The 19,109-nt window shown below is 35.4% G+C and carries 17 protein-coding genes; 4 read left to right on the top strand and 13 right to left on the bottom strand.

Translation table 11 applies throughout. The features are described from left to right. The first annotated feature begins 135 nt into the window (after nt 1–135). Nucleotides 136–513, top strand: a complete 378-nt coding sequence (locus M014_RS0119730) for an FAS1-like dehydratase domain-containing protein (RefSeq protein WP_026593235.1) — start codon at nt 136–138, stop codon at nt 511–513. 234 nt (nt 514–747) lie between these two features. On the opposite strand, the gene M014_RS0119735 is transcribed toward M014_RS0119730, so the two are convergent. The 3 genes from M014_RS0119735 to M014_RS0119745 all read right to left on the bottom strand — a co-directional run bounded on the left by M014_RS0119735 (nt 748) and on the right by M014_RS0119745 (nt 2,704). Beyond that, the gene (locus M014_RS0119735) at nt 748–1,746 is read right to left on the bottom strand and encodes an HAAS signaling domain-containing protein (RefSeq protein ID WP_026593236.1); all 999 of its coding nucleotides are present in this window, start codon (nt 1,744–1,746) and stop codon (nt 748–750) included. Continuing rightward, on the bottom strand, nt 1,733–2,080 hold the full coding sequence (locus M014_RS0119740) for a PadR family transcriptional regulator (protein ID WP_026593237.1): 348 nt from the start codon (nt 2,078–2,080) through the stop codon (nt 1,733–1,735). The genes M014_RS0119735 and M014_RS0119740 overlap by 14 nt, the downstream gene beginning before the upstream one ends. A gap of 171 nt (nt 2,081–2,251) precedes the next feature. Continuing rightward, nucleotides 2,252–2,704 carry an AraC family transcriptional regulator gene (locus tag M014_RS0119745; protein WP_026593238.1) on the bottom strand — a complete coding sequence of 151 codons (453 nt, stop codon included), beginning with the start codon at nt 2,702–2,704 and terminating at the stop codon, nt 2,252–2,254. Nucleotides 2,705–2,930: 226 nt separating this feature from the next. Between M014_RS0119745 and M014_RS0119750 the strand changes: the two genes are divergently transcribed. Beyond that, the gene (locus M014_RS0119750) at nt 2,931–3,968 is read left to right on the top strand and encodes a serine hydrolase domain-containing protein (RefSeq protein ID WP_026593239.1); all 1,038 of its coding nucleotides are present in this window, start codon (nt 2,931–2,933) and stop codon (nt 3,966–3,968) included. Nucleotides 3,969–4,051: 83 nt separating this feature from the next. Here the strand turns inward: M014_RS0119750 and M014_RS0119755 are convergent, their stop codons facing one another. From M014_RS0119755 to M014_RS0119775, 5 genes are all read right to left on the bottom strand, one after another. Beyond that, nucleotides 4,052–4,417 carry a DUF4180 domain-containing protein gene (locus M014_RS0119755; RefSeq protein WP_026593240.1) on the bottom strand — a complete coding sequence of 122 codons (366 nt, stop codon included), beginning with the start codon at nt 4,415–4,417 and terminating at the stop codon, nt 4,052–4,054. Nucleotides 4,418–4,472: 55 nt separating this feature from the next. Continuing rightward, nucleotides 4,473–4,721, bottom strand: a complete 249-nt coding sequence (locus M014_RS0119760; RefSeq protein ID WP_026593241.1) for a hypothetical protein — start codon at nt 4,719–4,721, stop codon at nt 4,473–4,475. Between the two features lie 277 nt (nt 4,722–4,998). Next, complete coding sequence (locus tag M014_RS27295) at nt 4,999–6,099, bottom strand: flavin-containing monooxygenase (RefSeq protein WP_081811095.1); 1,101 nt, start codon at nt 6,097–6,099, stop codon at nt 4,999–5,001. A 500-nt stretch (nt 6,100–6,599) separates the two neighbouring features. Beyond that, the gene (locus tag M014_RS0119770; protein ID WP_026593242.1) at nt 6,600–7,706 is read right to left on the bottom strand and encodes an alpha/beta hydrolase; all 1,107 of its coding nucleotides are present in this window, start codon (nt 7,704–7,706) and stop codon (nt 6,600–6,602) included. 95 nt (nt 7,707–7,801) lie between these two features. Further along, nucleotides 7,802–10,093, bottom strand: coding sequence for a glycoside hydrolase family 3 C-terminal domain-containing protein (locus M014_RS0119775; RefSeq protein WP_026593243.1), 2,292 nt, complete (start codon nt 10,091–10,093; stop codon nt 7,802–7,804). Between the two features lie 151 nt (nt 10,094–10,244). Between M014_RS0119775 and M014_RS0119780 the strand changes: the two genes are divergently transcribed. Continuing rightward, nucleotides 10,245–11,507, top strand: a complete 1,263-nt coding sequence (locus M014_RS0119780) for a helix-turn-helix domain-containing protein (RefSeq protein ID WP_026593244.1) — start codon at nt 10,245–10,247, stop codon at nt 11,505–11,507. Between the two features lie 209 nt (nt 11,508–11,716). Here the strand turns inward: M014_RS0119780 and M014_RS0119785 are convergent, their stop codons facing one another. From M014_RS0119785 to M014_RS0119800, 4 genes are all read right to left on the bottom strand, one after another. Further along, nucleotides 11,717–12,937 (bottom strand): aspartate aminotransferase family protein, encoded by a 1,221-nt coding sequence (locus M014_RS0119785; protein WP_026593245.1) that lies wholly within the window; start codon nt 12,935–12,937, stop codon nt 11,717–11,719. A gap of 118 nt (nt 12,938–13,055) precedes the next feature. After that, nucleotides 13,056–13,970: a D-alanine--D-alanine ligase gene (locus M014_RS0119790; RefSeq protein ID WP_026593246.1), complete on the bottom strand. Its 915-nt coding sequence runs from the start codon at nt 13,968–13,970 to the stop codon at nt 13,056–13,058. A gap of 11 nt (nt 13,971–13,981) precedes the next feature. After that, entirely contained in the window at nt 13,982–15,424 is a 1,443-nt protein-coding gene (gene pdxR, locus M014_RS0119795) for a MocR-like pyridoxine biosynthesis transcription factor PdxR (RefSeq protein ID WP_026593247.1), read from the bottom strand. Nucleotides 15,425–16,048: 624 nt separating this feature from the next. Then, on the bottom strand, nt 16,049–16,468 hold the full coding sequence (locus M014_RS0119800) for a GNAT family N-acetyltransferase (protein WP_026593248.1): 420 nt from the start codon (nt 16,466–16,468) through the stop codon (nt 16,049–16,051). Between the two features lie 1,112 nt (nt 16,469–17,580). Here M014_RS0119800 and M014_RS28710 point away from each other — a divergent pair. Then, the gene (locus M014_RS28710; RefSeq protein WP_000505670.1) at nt 17,581–17,688 is read left to right on the top strand and encodes a YjcZ family sporulation protein; all 108 of its coding nucleotides are present in this window, start codon (nt 17,581–17,583) and stop codon (nt 17,686–17,688) included. A gap of 247 nt (nt 17,689–17,935) precedes the next feature. Here the strand turns inward: M014_RS28710 and M014_RS0119820 are convergent. After that, nucleotides 17,936–19,002 (bottom strand): IS3 family transposase gene (locus M014_RS0119820; protein WP_231503981.1). Its coding sequence is split into 2 segments (ribosomal slippage): nt 17,936–18,810 and nt 18,810–19,002, totalling 1,068 coding nucleotides; the frame shifts between segments, so codons are not numbered across the junction. Nucleotides 19,003–19,109 lie beyond the last annotated feature (107 nt).

The following is a 19,109-nucleotide window of genomic DNA, read 5'->3' on the forward strand; positions in this document are numbered from 1 at the left end:
TCACTCAACTTATTTTAATCTATATGTGTACCTTATTGAACTAATGGTCAGAATAGTTGAACACCGCCCTTAATTGCTATAATATTCAAACTATAATAAACCATAACAGTATTTAAACTTTAGGGGGAGATTTATATGTCTTTAAAAGCAGGAGATATCATTACGTTTGAACGAACTTTTTCAGTAAGGGACGTTGAATTATTCACAGAGGTTTCAGGTGATGAAGGGATTCACCATATAACACCAGATGAACAGGGAAGACTTGTAATTCAAGGATTACTAACGGCAACTCTACCAACGAAAATAGGTGGAGATAATAACGTACTGGCTCGTACTATGAATTTTGAGTTTTTAAGACCTGTATTTACAGGGGATACGATAATTTGTGAAGTTAAAATTGAAAAGTACGAAAGGCAAGAAAATAATAGAACAGCTATTATTACATCCTTTTCATGTGAAAATCAAAATGAAAAAGTAGTATTAAAAGGCAACTTTTCAGGTGTAATACTTTAAATACTAATTGTTCCGTCACTCCACCATTCAATGAATTGCTTTAAAGAAGGAACAACCTAAGTACGACCATCATCTTCGTGATTCCAGACATAACTTATAATCATTAAGTAAAGAACCCCCCCTGATTTCAATTAAAAAGCAGGAGGTTTTGGTATTTTAATAGCCTTAGTGAAATGAATAAACTATTTTTGCTTATTCAAGAAAAACAATGATTAATTGAAAAAGAAATACGGATTAACGAATTTTAGCCTTGCGGAAACCATCAAATGCACTGATTACTGCAGATATTGTAAAGATGAAAATACCACCGCCAACTATCCATGTTTTAAATTGATTAGTAGTAATAGTAAATACATCCGCCATATACGTAATGAAATCTTTGTTTAATAAATTAGGATTTAATAATATTACAATGAATACAACGGTTCCAATTAGCTGAAGGACCGCATTGCATATTGCCATTCTTTGCGTCCATTGTCCCTTTATTAATTTATAAAGGGACAATGCTATTTCTAAACCTATCATTATAACAACGATTGGCCAATATCGAAGCAAAACATCTTGACTGAAAGTTGGCGCTACAAATTCAAGTCCGTTTCTACCTCCTTCATATACACCTACAAGATGATTCGCATAAAAATAAAGAGTTGACCAAATTGCAGTCCACAATAAACTTCCAAATACCTCGCCCTTTGAAATCGTTTTTTTCTTAGGGACATTAGGGATATTTTTCAAATCATCAGGAGTCCATTTTTTAAGGCTTGCTGTTAATGGCTGCTCATCTCTTCCATTATCTGTTCTTTCTAAAATAGCAAACACAACTGTTAACCAAAAGAATACTTGGATCCCAACTTCAATGATGGTCCATGCTCCTTTGCCCATAAGACTCAAAACAATATTTATAACCGCTTGTTCTCCACTATATCCAATAAAATATACGGCAATCATCGAAATTAACGAAACGACAGCGGCAATCGGTAAAATCATTTTTAATAGCGCCACATATACATCAAAATAACGTGGACCAATTAAGTGCATTGGCCGATCTCGATAACCACTAGCCAATGTGACTGGACTCCCTAATTTTTCAAGAACCGCCTTTACATCTTCTTCACTGTAATCATCAGGAAGCATATCCTCTATGGTTGATCGTAACTCAAGTGTAATATCTTCACGATTTTTTTCAGGTAGCCTTCTTGTAACTTCCTGAATATAAATCTCAATTAGATTCATCATCTTCTTCCCCTTCTAATAAGTTATAGAGCTTTTTTGAATTCTCCATCCATTCCCTTCTTAACTGTAAAAAGATATCTAGCCCATATTCACTTAGAACATAATATTTACGAGGTCTACTTTCAGATGTATCCCAACTACTTGTCACCAAATTCTGTTTCTCTAATCGGCGAAGCAATGGATATAAAGTACTTTGATCAATCGTAATACCTGATTCCTCCAATAACTGAACAAGTGAATATCCATACTGTGGTGTTCGTAATTGACTTAAAACGGCTAATGTCAATGTTCCTCTCCTAAGCTCTGTCGTTAACGAATTCAATAAATTACTCATTCACCCACCTCATTTTTATTACTATATGTCATACAGTATTTAATTTATGCTATGCAACATACACCATTGTTGTGAGAGAAATATTTTAAATTTAGAAATAAAAAGAAACCAGAAATTAGATACGTCTAATTTCTGGTTTCTTTTTTAGTTTTACTTTAGATGTGCAGAAAGTCATGATTTTATAGGCACGCAGATTTCGCAATAATGATCGCGAACCATCTCTCCAATGTATCTTTCGAAAATTGGCCGAGCGTCAATCTGATAACCATAGTTTGACAACGCAGAAAAAATTTCGCTCCACGCTTTTTGAATATCTTCAGCTGTGTGTTTGACTTTGAAAATCGCATATTTCCCACCAAAAAGTTTGCTTTCACCGACGAGATCATCAATTTGATAATCGTCTGAAATAACGATACCGGCATCGTATCGGCAGTTTTCAGGCAGTGTTGTTTCAGGGGTGTCATGTGAAATCCCAAGAATTATTGATGTGCTAGAGAAAAGATTTTTTTCCGCAGCCCATTGCTTTAATTTTTGCATCGCTTGAACATTAGCAGGACCATATGGACCAACTTGTCGTACATATGCGATGCGATATTGTGGAAGAGTTTCGACCTTAATATTCATATTTTTTATTTCCTTTCTGCATCAATATTTACTACATTTCAAATGCTATCACAATATAAAAATAGAATCATTTGATTTTTTAAAATTTTGAAACACCAAAATCACCAATGAAATTCTACTCCTAATCTAGTTAAATATGATACACCCCTCCCCCTCTATATTTCCCTTTATTTTACATCCAGTTTATAATATAGTGATTATAATAGTATGGAGGAAGAATAATCATATGGTACTCAAAACACTACATATATATGAAAAAATGAATCAATATTCGGTATCCGGACTAAGCTTAGCTATTATTCGTAACGGAAAATTAGAACACACTGAAGGTTTTGGCTCACTTGAGTTGGGTACAGCTAGGAAGGTTAACGTAAATTCTATTTTTAGCGCTTGTTCTATAAGTAAATTCCTCACAGCGATGCTCGTATTGAAATTAGCAAATCAAGGGATACTGAACTTAGATGAAGATGTGAATAATAAACTTGTATCTTGGAAAGTTCCTGAGAATAAGTTTACTAGTAGCAAAAAAGTTACCTTACGAAATCTATTAAGTCATCAATCAGGAATCATTGATCCACCTGAAAGCTTTGATATATATCATTCTACAAAAGGAAAACCTACCATTCTTCAAATTCTTCAAGGTCAAACATTTTATTGCCCAGTCCCAATTGAAGTGCAATATGAACCGGACAGTACCTTTCACTATTCAGATGCAGGATTTTGTATAATAGAACAACTCATAGAAGACGTTACTGGGGAACCTTTTAATCTTTTATTACAAAAATTCATATTTGATCCTTTACATATGAATAACAGTACACTCCTGCACCCAATGCAAGATACGACAAATAATCCTTTCGCTTGTGGTCACGATAAAAACGGACATGTGGTAGATGGAAAATATCCATCCTATCCATATTCAGCTGCTGCAGGAGTTTGGTCAACTCCGACAGATTTATCCACTTTAGTAATAGAAGTCATCCAGTCTTTACAAAGCAAAAGCAAACTCGGTCTTTCCTCCAAAATCGTCAAAGATATGATTTCTCCACAAGGTTGTTCAAAGTGGACTGGATTGGGTATATTTCTGGACACTCCAAACCAAGAAATAGAAATTTCTTCACTTGGTTGGGGCGTTGGGTTTCAATGTTTAATGCTTGCATATCCTTATAGAGGTACTGGCGCTGTCATTATGACAAACTCGGATTTAGGTGTTCATCAAAACGAGGGGATTATTGGAGAGATTGTTAACTTATTAAAACTATAAGAAGCTTTAGTAACAGGCCTATAATAAAAAAGCTAGCAAAAAGCTAGCTTTTTTCGTTCTGACAAGCATAGAAAGATCCAATACTACACAGAATGTAGAGCACTTAAAGCCGATTCTTCATCTGCTAAAAAGAATACTGCCTTCCCTTTATTACATTCATATATAAAATCCGCAAGACTTTTACTATTATATACACTGAAATCCCCGACAATAGCTAATTTTACGCCGTAGTTCATATACTTTTGTAAAATTTCACCCGCTAGACGAGTTCTTAAGTTGAAAAATTCCTCTGTAATATTCATTTTTTTCATCAATATTTTTTGGCAATCATGCTCATAATTGATGGATGCCATTAAGTCTAATGCTCCTTGTACATCACCTATTACGATATCAGTACTTTCTATAATGGCAACTTTAGAATTATCTTTTTCATGAATACTTATTTTCATCTGTATCCCTACCTAACAATAGATTTTTCATTACATTATGATTCCTCTTTTTTCTTTATATAATATTTTTAGCTACAATCTTGAGATGCTCAGGGGCGATGATTTCCTTTATATTTTCTTGAAGATCCTCGTGTAGCATGTCTTCAAGATACTCCAATGATACTTCAAGAGGTGTACACTCTAGTGTTTCAATGTTTAATAGGGAATAATGTTCTTTTTTCTTTATTACCATGTACCGATTCTCTTCCGTTACAAGTAAAGAACCTAATCGAATTCCGAATAAACGTTGATCATCAAATTTCATACTATATACCTCTCTCCATTGATAAACATACTTTAATATTATTTATACACAAATCAATATCCATATTATAACTTTAACAGAATATATATCTAAATAACATAAAAATTGGTATTATCGTCTTTATACATGCAACCGACACTACACTTTTTATATGCAAGATTCTTAATACTCCATATATTACGGTGTAAAAAAACTTTCTCAACATATAAAAATCATTTTTTAGTTTTCTAAATTATCAGAATATATTATAATGAATTTAATAAAAGTTTGACCTCTCCTAATTATGTACATATTGCTGATCGGTAGGAATTGCTACCGATCTATTTTTTATTAACATTAAATCTTCTTTTCGAATAATTGAAAATAAAAACTCTGCATCTCGGCCCACACCACAAAGAAGCGCGGACCCTCTTTGATGTTGCCAAGGCAATCCAATATAATATAACCCTTGCATCCCGCTAACGCCTCTTGTATGAACGGGTAATCCTGCTTGATTCACTGCACCTTCTACGTCAATCCAATGATAATTTGGTATAAATCCTGTAGACCATACTACATTCTGAACCTGGCATGTGTTATCATCTGAAAACACTACTTTGTTCCGCAATGCATTTACGACCTTAGACTTCACTGTTATTGTTCCATTACGAATAAGCTCTCTACATTCATAACCAAATATAGGATCTTTCTGCTTCTGAAACCACCTTCCCCGCCTTGTATGGGTTCCTGCATATAATAATCCTATTTTCTCAAGCCAGGAAAAAATACTCCTTCCCATTATTTTTAGTGGTAAAAAAGAAAGCGGATGACTTACCGCAATCGTAACATCACGAGATTTCGCAAGTTCTACTGCAATTTGTGCACCTGAGTTTCCTCCCCCAACTACAAGAACTGCTCCTTCTGGAATTTGCTTTGGTGATTGATATTGTGAAGAATGAATTTGAAAGATATCATTTGAAAGATTTTGAGAAATGGAAGGAATGAAAGGTTGATCAAAAGCGCCTGATGCGATAATAACACGTTTGGATCGTAGTACTTCTTTAGGCGTATAAACCTCAAATTCATCCTCTCTCTTTCTTACTTTAAAAACATTTGGTTGTAGCCTCACTGGTAAAGAAAAACGCTGTGCATACGCTTCTAAATAATTGGAGATTTCATCTTTAGTAGGAAATTCATTTTGATTTCCCTCTAGCTTCATACCCGGCAGTGTACAATAAGCTCTTGGTGTAAACAATTGTAAAGAATCGTATCGCTTTCTCCATGAATCACCAATTCTTTTTTCTCCATCTAATAATACAAAATTATAGTTTCCTTGCCGCAAGTAATACCCCATAACCAAACCTGCTTGACCAGCTCCTACTATAATTACATCTAACACTTTTTATCCCCTCGTTTCATGTCACAAGACATATGAATATTTGTTCATATGTTCATATGTTTGATTTCATCATATACATTTTCTTTTTACTAATCAAGGAAAATGATTCTTTTTCTGCTTAACCTGTAAATCTAAAAAAACACAATATTGGTGATAAGAAATTTTTCACTACCAATATTGTGCTTTAAAATTTGATAAAAGTAACACTTTAAGTAACTCATTTTTTACTCTCTTTTTGAAATACCACTAGACATATGTTTTTACATTCTCTTTATTTATAAACATCTGCCGCAAGCTCTTGTAATCATTTGAAAAATTAAATTGGAAACCGTATCTGAAAGGACATAGCTGAACCGTTCTCCCCAGCCTACTTGTTTCTTCATCCTGACAATCCGCTTTTTCGATAAAGTAAAAATTCCATCAGTGAGGAATTTTCTTCATCCCTCACTGATGGAAAGCTCTCACCAATCGAGCACATGCCCGTGAATCGCAGAATAATATTAAGCAAACACTCGCTTGATCTCTTTTGCAATTTCATTCATTAAATCTTCTGCTTGCGGATATAAACCACTTTTATCCATAAAAGCATGATCTGTACCATTGTACTGAATCAGCTTCGTAGGAACCCCGCTACGTACTAGTTTTGCCGCGTAAGCTTCACACTCTACTTTTAAATAATCAAATTCGGCAGTTATAATTAGCGTCTCCGGCATTCCGCTTAATTGATCCGACAACAGTGGAGAAACATGGGGATCTGTGATTTCCGCATTATTTTGCAAATAGATTTGGAAGATCCCCCTACTACTTTCACCCAATGCTGTAACCAGTGGCGTGATTATCTCTGCATGGTTACGAATCTCATACTGATCAATGCTCCAGTTGAAATCCTCGGTTTGGACGCCGGCCATATTTACTGACGGATAAATAAGTGCCTGAAATTTAATCATTTCCGTCCCATTCTCACGATCCATTAACGCACAGACTGTAGACAAATTCCCCCCCGCACTGTCTCCAGATATGGCAATTTGCTGTGGATTCACACGAATTTCTTCAGCGTGCTCATACACCCATGTTACGGATTCGAAACAATCTGTTAGACCTGCTGGATATGGATGCTCAGGGGCTAAGCGATAATCAACGGAAATAACAACGGCACCTGCCTTTTCTGCCAATGCTTTACACGGATTTTCCACGACGTCAACACTTCCGGCTATGAATCCTCCGCCGTGAATGAAGACAACAGCAGGCAGAATCCCTTCATTAGAAGGCGTATAGATCCGCAGAGGAATCGGCCCATTTGTGCCATCAATTGTTTTATAAGTGGTTTCGACTTTACTTTTCGTAACATCGTCATTGTTCCAACCAAACATAGCTCGCATTCCTTTAACAAAGCCCATAGTATCTGAAGGGTCAAATGGCTGGTTTTCCATCGCAGCCATTTTTTCTGCCGTTTGTAAAGTCACACCGAGGACTCGAGGGTCTAATTCACCAATCGCATCAGAATCAGGAATCGGTTTAGCAATAAAATCGAATCCTCTTTTTTTGACAACTGGTATCTCCTCGCTCAGTTTAGAAACTAGATTAACGTAAGAAGTTGTATTACTCATCATTACCGTCTCCTTTTTTGATAATTTTAATTTCGGAAAACTTTATTACCGAGTTCTTCAGTATGTTGCTGTACGAGAATCCTCATTCTCACCGCTTAACGATTCACTTTCTCATTGTTTAATAGCTCAATCATTTCACTCAACATTTCCTCTGTAAAAGCACCTGCGCTAAAGTTCACGAGTGCCCTTAATGGCATATAGCCCAGCATAGCATCCATTAATTCGGAAGTATCGCTATCTCCTTCAGACATGCTAGCAAGCGGACTACCTTCTAGCGCCTTTGCCATAAGCTCTTTTGCAATTGGTGCTAAACTTTGGTCTGTAAACAAGTCCCCAAGTAACGTATTACGATGTACTGGTTTTCGAATGAAAGTCGTTGATTGAACATAAATGCTTTCATGCAAGACGATCTCTTTTGAAGACTTTCCTACCAAAATTTCAAACTCACCTGTTTCAACATACCAGTCCTTCAATTCAACGTTATAATAAGCAAATGCTCTTTTAGCTAACGTAAAGGTAACCGTTTTTTCTTCGCCTGGCTGTAATTCCACTTTTTCAAATCCTTTTAGCTCTTTCTCAGGACGGATCACACTGCTTTCCACATCTTTTATATAAAGCTGAACAATTTCTTTACCTGCTGCATTGCCAGTATTTTTCACATTTACACTGACAGAAACAGTCTCCGTATCTTTTATTTCTTTCTTATTAATTGAAAGATTACCATACTCAAATTTTGTATAGCTTAACCCAAAACCAAATGGGAACAATGGCTCAATATTTTTCGTATCGTAATAACGGTATCCGACGAACACACCTTCTTTATATTCCACTATGTCACCTTCACCAGGGAAGTTTAAGTAAGAAGGATTATCGCTTAAAACTTTCGGGAATGTTTCCGCTAATTTTCCGCTTGGATTCGCATCACCAAATAATAAATCAGCAATCGCTCCTCCTAATGCCTGTCCACCCAAATAGCCTTCAAGTATTCCTTTCACTTTACCTATCCATGGCATTTCAATTGGAGCACCGTTACTTAAAACTACAACGATATTACTTTGAACTTCTGCAACGGCTTCAATTAATTGCACGTGATTTTCTGGCATATGTAAATGCTTTCGGTCATACCCTTCTGATTCATAGCGATCTGGAAGTCCAACGAAAAGAACCACTGTATCTGCTCCAGCTGCTACTTCTTTTGCCACATTAATCATGTTTTCATCCAAAGCATCATCGGCAAGATCATAGCCCTCGGCAAATAATACGTTCGTATTTTTACCAGATACAGTTTCAATTTCTTCGAGAATGCTTTCCAGTTTTGTTGGATTAATATGAGAGCTTCCGCCGCCTTGATAGCGAGGTGCCTTTGCAAATCCTCCAATTACAGCTACCGTTCCTGCCTTTTTCAATGGAAGAATGTCATCTTCATTTTTTAACAAAACCATACTTTCGCGTGCAACTTTTCTTGCAAGCTGATGGTGCGCATCCTTACTATACACAGCGTGTTCCCGCTTGTTATCAGCTGCTTTAAAAATAATGTTAAGAAGACGTTCTACTGCTTGATCAAGCTTTTCTACAGATAGCTGACCACCATTAACTGCATCAATAATCTTCTTCTCACCAATTCCAAAGCTTGCAGGCATTTCTAGTTCCAAACCGTTCGCTAAACCTGCAACACGCTCATTTACTGCACCCCAATCAGAAACGACAAAACCTTCAAATCCCCATTCATTCTTCAAAATATCATTTAACAAATAGTTATTTTCCGAAGCATATTCACCATTCACCTTGTTGTAAGCACTCATTACTGTCCATGGCTGTGCTTCCTTAACAGCACCTTCAAAACTAGCAAGATAAATTTCACGCAGTGTTCTCTCATCAACAATAGCATCCGTCGACATTCTACGATGTTCCTGATTATTAGCCGCGAAATGTTTTAATGATGTTCCAACCCCTTGACTTTGTACGCCGTTAATATGATTTGCAGCCATTTGAGATGATAAATAAGGGTCCTCTGAAAAATATTCAAAATTTCTTCCGCACAGCGGCGAACGCTTAATGTTTGCCCCAGGCCCAAGAAGAACACCGACATGTTCAGCCTGACATTCCTCTCCTAATGCAACTCCTACTTGTTTTATTAATTCTTTATTCCATGTACTCGCTAATCCTACTGCTGATGGGAAACAAGTAGCTGGGACACTATTATAAATCCCTAAGTGATCTGCTCCCTCTGCCTGTTTCCTAAGTCCATGCGGTCCATCAGTTACCATAATTGAAGGAATTCCCAATCGCTCAATCCCTTTTGTATTCCAAAAATCTAATCCAGAACATAGACTTGCCTTTTCTTCTAGTGTCATTTGTGAAATAATTTGCTTAATATCCCTTTTCATAATAGTCCTCCTAATCAAAAGATTATTGGGTAAGCGCTTTCTTAAACCTATTATAGTTTTTATTTTTCGGATATTATGGTATTGTTTTTAGAAAAATTGTAAAATTTTTAGCTGATGTTATACTGAGTTTTAATGAATGGAGGTTAAAATAATGAATTTCTCCAAACTAGAGGATTTATATTATATTTGTAAGCTGGTCTTTGACATGTATAAAATACCTATCTTTTTTCTTGATAAAAAGAGAGATGTAGCATTTGAACTCTCTCGCAACTTTCAGCATAACCCATTGTATACTTCAAAAGAGGAGATATTTCGTCAACTATTTAAGGAGGAAAACTTCTATCGTTTTCCAGTACTAAGGGAGACCTCCTGCCTTGAAAACTATTTCTCAATTAACCTGCGTTCAAATGACCAACTTAGCGGGAACATCATTGTCGGTCCTGTCCTTTATTCGAGGCTATCAGAAGTATCAATTAAAGGAATCATCAATGACCTTCATCTAAAAATAAACAAAGATGAAATGGTTCGATATTATCATTCTCTCCCTGTTTTAAGCAATTTGAATTTTTTAAATTTGAGCATGGTCCTTTATTACATGCTGTATCAACAAAAATTAGATATGGTTGATATCCTGCAAAAAAATATGCTGTTAGAAAAGGAAAAATTTGAAGTGGAACAGCCCGATATATGTATATCGGAACACCGTCAAAATTTACTGACTCATGTCGATCCACTGGCTGAGAAGAAAATCTTTGCATGTATTAAAGAAGGGAAAAAGGAGGATTTAATTCAAAGCCTAAGGGGATTATCTGAAGAAGGGAATCTGGGGGTGTTATCGAAAACGAGTCACCTGCGTAGCCAAAAAAATTCCGCCATCGCAGCCATCACACTTGCGACTAGAGCTGCCGTAGATGGTGGACTATTCCCTGAAATCGCATACACCCTTAGTGACTTACTCATCCAAAACCTAGAAGAAATAAAAGAAAGTAAAGCTATTATTCCATTTTTGGAGAATGCTTTACTTGAGTTTTCGGAACGAGTAAAAAATGGGAAGTTGCAAAAGTATTCAAAACCCATCAACGCATGTCAAAATTATATATTCACTCATCTTTACGAAGATATTACACTTTCTCATTTAGCGAAAATAGCCGCACTAAATTCTAGTTATTTGTCTTTCCTTTTCAAAAAAGAAGTAGGAATTTCAGTAAGCGAATATATCCAGCGTGCTAAGATAGATGAGGCAAAAAGTTTAATGACCTATACGAGACATTCTTTATCCGAAATTTCCACACTATTAAACTTTCATGATCAAAGTCATTTTACGAAAGTATTTAAAAAACATACTGGTGTTTCACCTAAACAATTTAAAAATGGGTGTGTTGAATTCCCCCCACCTACCTCTACACGAGCTTGAGTTGGGGGATTCTTCTGTTTCTGCTAGGACAAAAATAGTTCCTCTCGTTCAACAAAAAGGATACAACGATATAGAAGCTCTGTAGTGTCCCCTTGTAAGACAGACGACCTATTCTATTTTCCAGGGAAAACAAGTAGAGCTAAAGGGATATAGCGGCACGACTTTATTCTAACTCCACAAAAGTAAATAGCAAAAAGAATAATCGTATATCAAACCCCGCTTGTCAACGCGACTGATTTGGGGATACAAGAAATAAACTGATTAATAAATTCATCGATTTCTGCCTTTGTAATAATATAAGGAGGGAGTAAACGAATCGTATTTCCATTTGTAACGTCCACAAGCATACCTTTATTCAATAATTCCAACTGTAGTTTTTTTACATTTTCATTCGTATCCTGAATACTAATTCCAAACATCATTCCAGAGTGACGCACTTCTTCAATAAAAGAAGAGTTTTCCTTCTGGATTTTTTGGAGTTTTTCATTTAAATATAAGGACGTTTCATAAGACTTTTGCATTAAACCATCATCAATTAATGTTTTTAATACAGCCAACCCTAAAGCCGTACCAATTGGTGAATGTGCGAATGTTGTTCCATGATCACCTGGTGAGAATATATCATAAAGTCGTGGACCTACTATTATCCCTCCTAATGGTGTACCGCCTCCCGCTCCTTTACCAAATTGAATAATATCAGGTGTAATATCAAAATGTTGATAAGCAAACAATTTCCCAGTTCTCCCTATTCCACTTTGCACCTCGTCAACAATAAATAACATATTATATTGTCTACAAAGCTCTTCAACACCTTTTAAATATCCCCCCGACAAAGGGTATATCCCACCACTTCCTAATACTGGTTCTACCATAATAGCAATCGGATTTTCTTTGAGTATGGTTCTTTCAAGTTCCTCTAAATTCTCTCGTTCCACTTCATATATAGGAATAGACGTACGAGGAAAATTCTGATATATACTTTCTTGTCTTGTAAAGTGCAGAGCGCCTAATGTACGTCCATGAAAACTTTCTTTGAGTACAATCACTCCATCACGTTTTTGATTCGTTATATGTCTGTACTTGTGGATTAGTTTTAAGGTTGCCTCAGTAGCCTCTGAACCCGAGTTTGTATAAAAAACTTTCCCATCCTTTAAAGAATAATCGACTAATTTTTTTGCATATTCAATAGCCACTGGGTTTAAGAAATGAAAGGGAAGATGTAAGCATTTTGTAACTTGTTCAAAGGTGGCATTTATAATATTAGGATGATTGTAGCCTAATATATTTACTCCCACACCAGAAAATAAATCAAGGTATTCTTTACCATTCACATCATAAAGCTTACAACCTTCTCCCTTTTCTATAGCAACCGGCGTACGGGGATACGTAGACATTACATATTCTTTATCTAATTGAGACCAATTGGTCATGAATGATTCCTCCTAGGTGTAAACACATTAACTTTACATTATTTCACATGTTCTCACACGAATTTTTGGTACAACTTGTGAATTGACTGTACCATCATCCTATTTACAAAAAATACCATTAGAAACCTTCACTCCTTCTAACCTGTAAGGAGGTTTCGATAATTATATCCAATAGCTTGTTATAGGATATTCCCGCCGCATGAGCGCTTTTAGGCAGTAAGCTATTTTTGGTCATCCCTGGCAATGTATTCACTTCCATAACGTACGGGATTCCATCTTTTATCATCATATCCACTCTAGCATAAACACTGCATTTTAATGCTCTATAGCAGGTCATTGCAGCTACAGCGACACGTTCATATGTTGCAAGTGGAAGCTCTACAACCTCTTCAATCGTAGCGATATCATCGTATTTCGCATGATAATCAAAAAATTCAGCCGTATGTTGAATCGAAATGATTGGTAAAAGCTTTCCGTCCAAAATAGAACATGTAATTTCTTCGCCCTTTATATATTTTTCAATCACTATTTCAGAATCCCATTTGAATACATCCTCAAGAGAGGAAAGTAAAGAATCCTTATCATAGACAATCTTTACCCCTACACTGGAACCACCTGAGTTTGGTTTGACCACTAACGGATATCCCATTCTATCTATTTCATCAAGCTGCAGATCTTCCATATTTGAAAGATGAATCCAATCTGGTGTTTGAATGCCCTCATAACGAATCATTTTTTTTGATATATTTTTATCCATACAAATACTACTTGATAGCATGCCGCTTCCTGTATAGGGAACGCCAAGGGTTTCCAATGTACCTTGAATCGTACCGTCCTCCCCATATTCTCCATGAAGTGCTAACAATGCAATATCAAGATCTCTTCCCTTTTCAACAAGCTCTTTTTTATCATTTAGTTTAATAGGCACTATTTCATACTTACTCTTATCCAAATGTGCAATCATTTCTTCCCCTGTCATAAGGGACACTTGTTTTTCAGAGGACACTCCTCCCATAATAACGCCAACTCTCATTTTCCCAACTCCTAATTTTCATTTTTCAAGGTATCGCCAATTATCTTAATCCCATTGAAAATATCCTCTTCTTTTAAACGAGAGAATCCTAATCGAAACGTATTACTTCCGCCTCCATCTGTATAAAAGACATCTCCAGGAGAAAAAACAACTCCCTTTTGATAGCACTTTTTCAAAAGTATACGAGCATTTATTTCTTTTTCTAACTCTATAAAAAGATGAAGTCCGCCATCTCCAGTCATTCTTTTAAATGGAATGTATTGATTACAAGAATGAAGGGCTAGTTCATATTTTTTCTTATAAATTGACTTGGCCTTTTTTAAATATTTTTCGAAATAACCATCATGTAAATATTGATAAAGCACTGCCTGATCCAATGTGGACGTATGAATATTGCGTGCTCTTTTCATACTTTCTAAGTAGTGGATTAATTTCTTATCCGCTAATATCCATCCAACACGTAAGCCCGGAAAAAGAATTTTTGAAAAACTGCTAATATAGATAACATTGTTCCCGGGTCCCGAAAAGGTCAATAACGGCGCTAAATGTGAACCTGAATAACGTAACTCCTCATTAAATCCATCCTCAACAATTGGAATTTGATATTTTGAAAAAAGGTTCATGATTTTAGACCTTTTTTCAGAGGAGGTGACAATCCCAGTAGGGTTATGGTAGGACGGAATTAGATATGCAAAATCAAAATCTGTTTCGGACAAACTTTTCTCAACTTGACAAATATCGATACCATCATCCTGCATCTCCATCCCGTGGATTTCATATCCATGTAATCGAAAAAGCTTTAATGCAGTATGATGGGTAGGGTTTTCGCAAATAATACGCCCGGATTTTTTAGCTAAGGAAGACAATAAAATATCCAGACCCTCAGTGAAGCCATTCGTAATGAGGATATCTTTGTTGGAAATGTCTACCCCTTTCATTTCCATATAGTGAAGAAGGTAATGAATTAAGGGTCTATAACCTTTGGCATATCCGTAGTTCAAAATGATATCTCCTTCATCGGATAACCTGGTCAAAAAAGCCCTTTTAAAATTTTCGACATCAAAAAGCTTTTCATCCGGGGCAATACTATTGAATGAAATCATACCTTTTTCCCAGCGAACACCGTGCTTCATTAAATCTAATTCATCCGCTTGCAACGTAACTTCACTGAGCTTTTCTTTCCAGTTGATTTCGATAGATGGTGTTTGGGATGCATCGACTTTCCCTACAAAATTCCCTTTTCCCTTTATTGCATAGATTAGACCTTCTTGTTCTAAATCTGCATAAGTAGTGAGAACGGTCGTTCTGCTAACCGATAATAATTTACTGAGTTCTCGGGTAGATGGGAGTTTCTGATGCTCCAATAGCTGTCCTTTCATAATCATTTTTTTCAAATGATCCTTTAATTGGATATAAACCGGACGATTTTCTACAAACTTAAAATCATTAAACACTTTCTTGCCCTCCTTATTATCATTTTTACATAATTTTATCTATCTCAAAAGGTCCACCACATATGTATTTTCTTTAACTAGTGGTATGGTTTAAAACACCATTCATACATCTTTTTACAAATGTAGTGTAGTGCTTTCCTAAGTGGAAGTAAAAAATCCCTCTTGGTAAGAGTACTATTTTTATACCGTAACCAGTTGTTTTGTATCCTTTAAAAGACTTACATGAAATTAGTGTTTGATTAAAAAATGTTTTAGACTATAGAAAAAAGTATTAGACTGTCAAAATATAGTTGCAGACTGAAAAATTATTTTCTGCACATGAAAGCACCTTTTGTTAAGATAAAACCAACGTATCGCAAAAGATTTAAAAATCTCAAACAAGCATAACCCCGTTCTAAATTTAGGACGGGGTTAAAAATATAGTTGCTTTATTTTTGATGTAAGATACTTCACTACACTAAAAAACATAACAATAAAGTCATATATAAATTTAAGTTTTATTCAACAATAGCGCCCGATTGCTGAAGATTTTATTGAAGATAAGCATCCCTTTAGCTTAATAATGAAAAGACAATTTCTTACTATTAATTGATGCCTTCTCCTACAATTAAAAATCTATTATGTTTATTTTTTTGAAATTACATTAAACATACCCGTCATGTTTGGTGAGTAATCTTTAAAATCATACTTTTCATAGAATGATTCTTTACCTTGTGATGCAAACAAACCGACAAACGCCTTATCAGGCGCATTTCGATTTAAGTACTCAACCAAAATATTCATTATTTCCTTCCCAATACCATTTTTCTGATAATCTGGATGAACCACTATATCTTGAATATAGAAATAGATAGCCCCATCACCAACAATTCTCCCCATTCCCACAATTTGTTCATTATCATTGACAGTGATGCAGTGAATCGAATTCTTCAGTGATGTTTCCACCACTTCAAAATTCATATAATTAGTCCATCCCACGGACTCGCACAAATACTTGTATTCTTCCAATGTTGGGATGTTATTTTTAAACTCATATTTCTTCAAAATGTATCCTCCAAGTCCTTAATTTCAACAAGTATATAAATTCGACATCTCTTTATCTATTCCTTTTACTCAACTAAACTCCCTTTAGCTAAAGTACAAACCTTTTACATTCTCTACGATGTTGTTCCACAATCTAGCCCGATTGCGAAACAAGAAAAAATTCTTCTCCAATTTCCACCCTAACTGTAGGGACATCTATATAACTACCATCTGCTAATTTTCGCAAAATTTTATCACTAACCGAAGTACTCATAATTTCTCTCCCCCCAAAAAAGATTTATAGTTATTATTATAAAGCAATTCCAGGAGGTGAAATATGGATAAATCAAAAAGAAAAACATTATAATTTTAGCACTCATAGTTTTAATAACAGGTTATACTATATCAACTATCCAAGACAGAAATACAACGAAAGAAAAAGCTGCTGGAGTTGCGAAAGAGCACATAAAAAAAGAAGAGAATATAGATTTCATGGTAACTGATGTCAAAATTGAACATTTAGAACTCGCAGGATTTATTACAGTCTCAGGATATGATAAAAATAATAAACAACAAAGACATTATGTTGTAATAAATAAGACTCAAAATTATATCATCGATCATTAGGGAAAAGAATAAGGTAATTATAATAAACTCCCAACAACTAAATACATAAAATAACATAATTATAGCAAGGGACTGCTTGTGTGCTAATTTGTAATGCATTCCCTTATTCTAGTAATTTAAAAAAGAACAAGCTGCTAAAGCTGCCATAGAACATATTAAGAAAAAAGAAAATATAGATTCTGTGGTAACTAATATCAAAATTCATCAGTTAGAACTCAGAGGTTTTATTACAGTTAGAGGATATGATAAAAATAATAAACAAAAAAGATTTTACGTTGAAATAAATAAAATTCAAAATTATACAGTCACTTCTTTGGGAGAGTAATAATCATTTTCCAACAGAAAACTCTCACCTTCAAATACTATGTTAATAGGGTACCTTAATGGTGTCTTTTCTTTATTTATTAAAGGACCTGCTCAATTAGTTCGTAACAGCATAAAATAAACCGAATCCGTTACATGTGAACTCCTATGTTTTTTCCCTCTTACTTAAAGGAGGAAGTATTATGGGCTTTGGTGGTAGTTGTGGAGGCTGTGGCTTTGCTGGAGGATTTGCTTTACTCGTTGTACTTTTCATATTATTAATCATCGTTGGAGCTGCTTGCTTCTGCTAAAAACAATTAGAAAAGGTGCTCATAAGAGTGCCTTTTCTTTATGGGGAACAGCCACATTGCCATCAACCTAAGAAAACAGGTTACCCCCAAAATGATAAATAAGCTCTTTTTCACAAGAAAGCCCAAAAATTTCGTTCTGGGGTGTAATAAAACTTTAGCTTGATGGGCATGGGGTAGCACCACACATCCATCAACTTAAGAAAAGTAAACACCCCCAAAACGAAAAAACTGGTATGTCAACACGAAACTAGACAATTTTTTTAAGGTGTTCTTGCCTGTACTGAACAGGACTCAAATAGCCCAGTGTTCCATGGATTCTAACATTGTTAAACCAGTTTACGTAGTCGTCCAATTCTAAGATCAACTCTTCTAAATTTGTAAAATGACGACCCCGAACGAACTCTGTTTTAAAGATTTTGTAGGTTGCTTCCGCTACCGCATTATCGTATGGGCAGCCTTTCGCACTTAATGAACGCTTAATTTTGAAGGTCTCCAACGTATCGTGAATCAGCTTGTTTTTGAACTCATTTCCTCGATCTGTATGAAATAAGGTAATCCGATTCAAGTTTGTTTTCACCGTTGCGAAAGCTTGCGAAACAAGCTCGGCATCTTTCTTTTTGCCTACACTATGTCCTATGATTTCTCGATTAAAGAGATCAACTAATAAACATACGCAATTCCACTTTTTGTTCACACGGACGTATGTTAAATCGCTTACGACTACAGCCAGTTCTTCTTTCTGATTGAACTGACGATCGAGTTCGTTTGAAATTTTTTCTTCATTACAGCTAACTTTCTTTGGTTTAAATTGTGCAATCGTATAGTGAGATACTAAACCTTGGTCCTTCATGATTCGTCCAATACGGCGACGTGAAATCACATATCCTAACTTCTTCAATTCCACTTTTATCTTTCGTGTTCCATAGTTCTGACGGCTCTCTCGGAAGATTTCTTTCACGAGTGGTGACAATTCATCTACTGTATCTTGTGCTTGTTTTGCCTCATAATAATACGTTGCTCTTGATAATTGTAGGACATCACACATTGCTGATATCGAGTATTTATGTAGGTTATTCTTCACTACTTTTACTTTCGTCCTAGTATCAGCGCCGCTTGCTTTAAAATATCATTTTCTATAAGAAGCTGTTTGTTTTGCTTTCTCAACGCTTCCAATTCTAGTTGTTCAGCCGTCTTATTGTCTTTCTCTTTAAATGAGCCAGACGTATGATTTTGATTGATCCATCGATCCAATGATGATGGTGTTAGTCCGTATCCTTTAATGATGTCTTTCCTTGGTTTACCATTTTGATACAGTTAAACCATTTGGTGTTTAAATTCTGCTGTAAAGGTTCTTCTTTCTCTTTTATTTTTCGTCATAGTAGATTCTCCTCTAATATATTAGTTGTAGTCTACTTGACCTT

It is taken from the genome of Bacillus sp. UNC437CL72CviS29, from assembly GCF_000482345.1.
GTDB classification, from domain to species: Bacteria; Bacillota; Bacilli; order Bacillales; family Bacillaceae_G; genus Bacillus_A; species Bacillus_A arachidis.

What these genes read in the sequence shown, in the direction of transcription:
- M014_RS0119730 (WP_026593235.1), top strand. Translation starts at nt 136, where the DNA reads ATGTCTTTAAAAGCAGGAGATATCATTACGTTTGAACGAACTTTTTCA.
- M014_RS0119735 (WP_026593236.1), bottom strand. Translation starts at nt 1,746, where the DNA reads ATGAATCTAATTGAGATTTATATTCAGGAAGTTACAAGAAGGCTACCT.
- M014_RS0119740 (WP_026593237.1), bottom strand. Translation starts at nt 2,080, where the DNA reads ATGAGTAATTTATTGAATTCGTTAACGACAGAGCTTAGGAGAGGAACA.
- M014_RS0119745 (WP_026593238.1), bottom strand. Translation starts at nt 2,704, where the DNA reads ATGAATATTAAGGTCGAAACTCTTCCACAATATCGCATCGCATATGTA.
- M014_RS0119750 (WP_026593239.1), top strand. Translation starts at nt 2,931, where the DNA reads ATGGTACTCAAAACACTACATATATATGAAAAAATGAATCAATATTCG.
- M014_RS0119755 (WP_026593240.1), bottom strand. Translation starts at nt 4,417, where the DNA reads ATGAAAATAAGTATTCATGAAAAAGATAATTCTAAAGTTGCCATTATA.
- M014_RS0119760 (WP_026593241.1), bottom strand. Translation starts at nt 4,721, where the DNA reads ATGAAATTTGATGATCAACGTTTATTCGGAATTCGATTAGGTTCTTTA.
- M014_RS0119770 (WP_026593242.1), bottom strand. Translation starts at nt 7,706, where the DNA reads ATGAGTAATACAACTTCTTACGTTAATCTAGTTTCTAAACTGAGCGAG.
- M014_RS0119775 (WP_026593243.1), bottom strand. Translation starts at nt 10,093, where the DNA reads ATGAAAAGGGATATTAAGCAAATTATTTCACAAATGACACTAGAAGAA.
- M014_RS0119780 (WP_026593244.1), top strand. Translation starts at nt 10,245, where the DNA reads ATGAATTTCTCCAAACTAGAGGATTTATATTATATTTGTAAGCTGGTC.
- M014_RS0119785 (WP_026593245.1), bottom strand. Translation starts at nt 12,937, where the DNA reads ATGACCAATTGGTCTCAATTAGATAAAGAATATGTAATGTCTACGTAT.
- M014_RS0119790 (WP_026593246.1), bottom strand. Translation starts at nt 13,970, where the DNA reads ATGAGAGTTGGCGTTATTATGGGAGGAGTGTCCTCTGAAAAACAAGTG.
- M014_RS28710 (WP_000505670.1), top strand. Translation starts at nt 17,581, where the DNA reads ATGGGCTTTGGTGGTAGTTGTGGAGGCTGTGGCTTTGCTGGAGGATTT.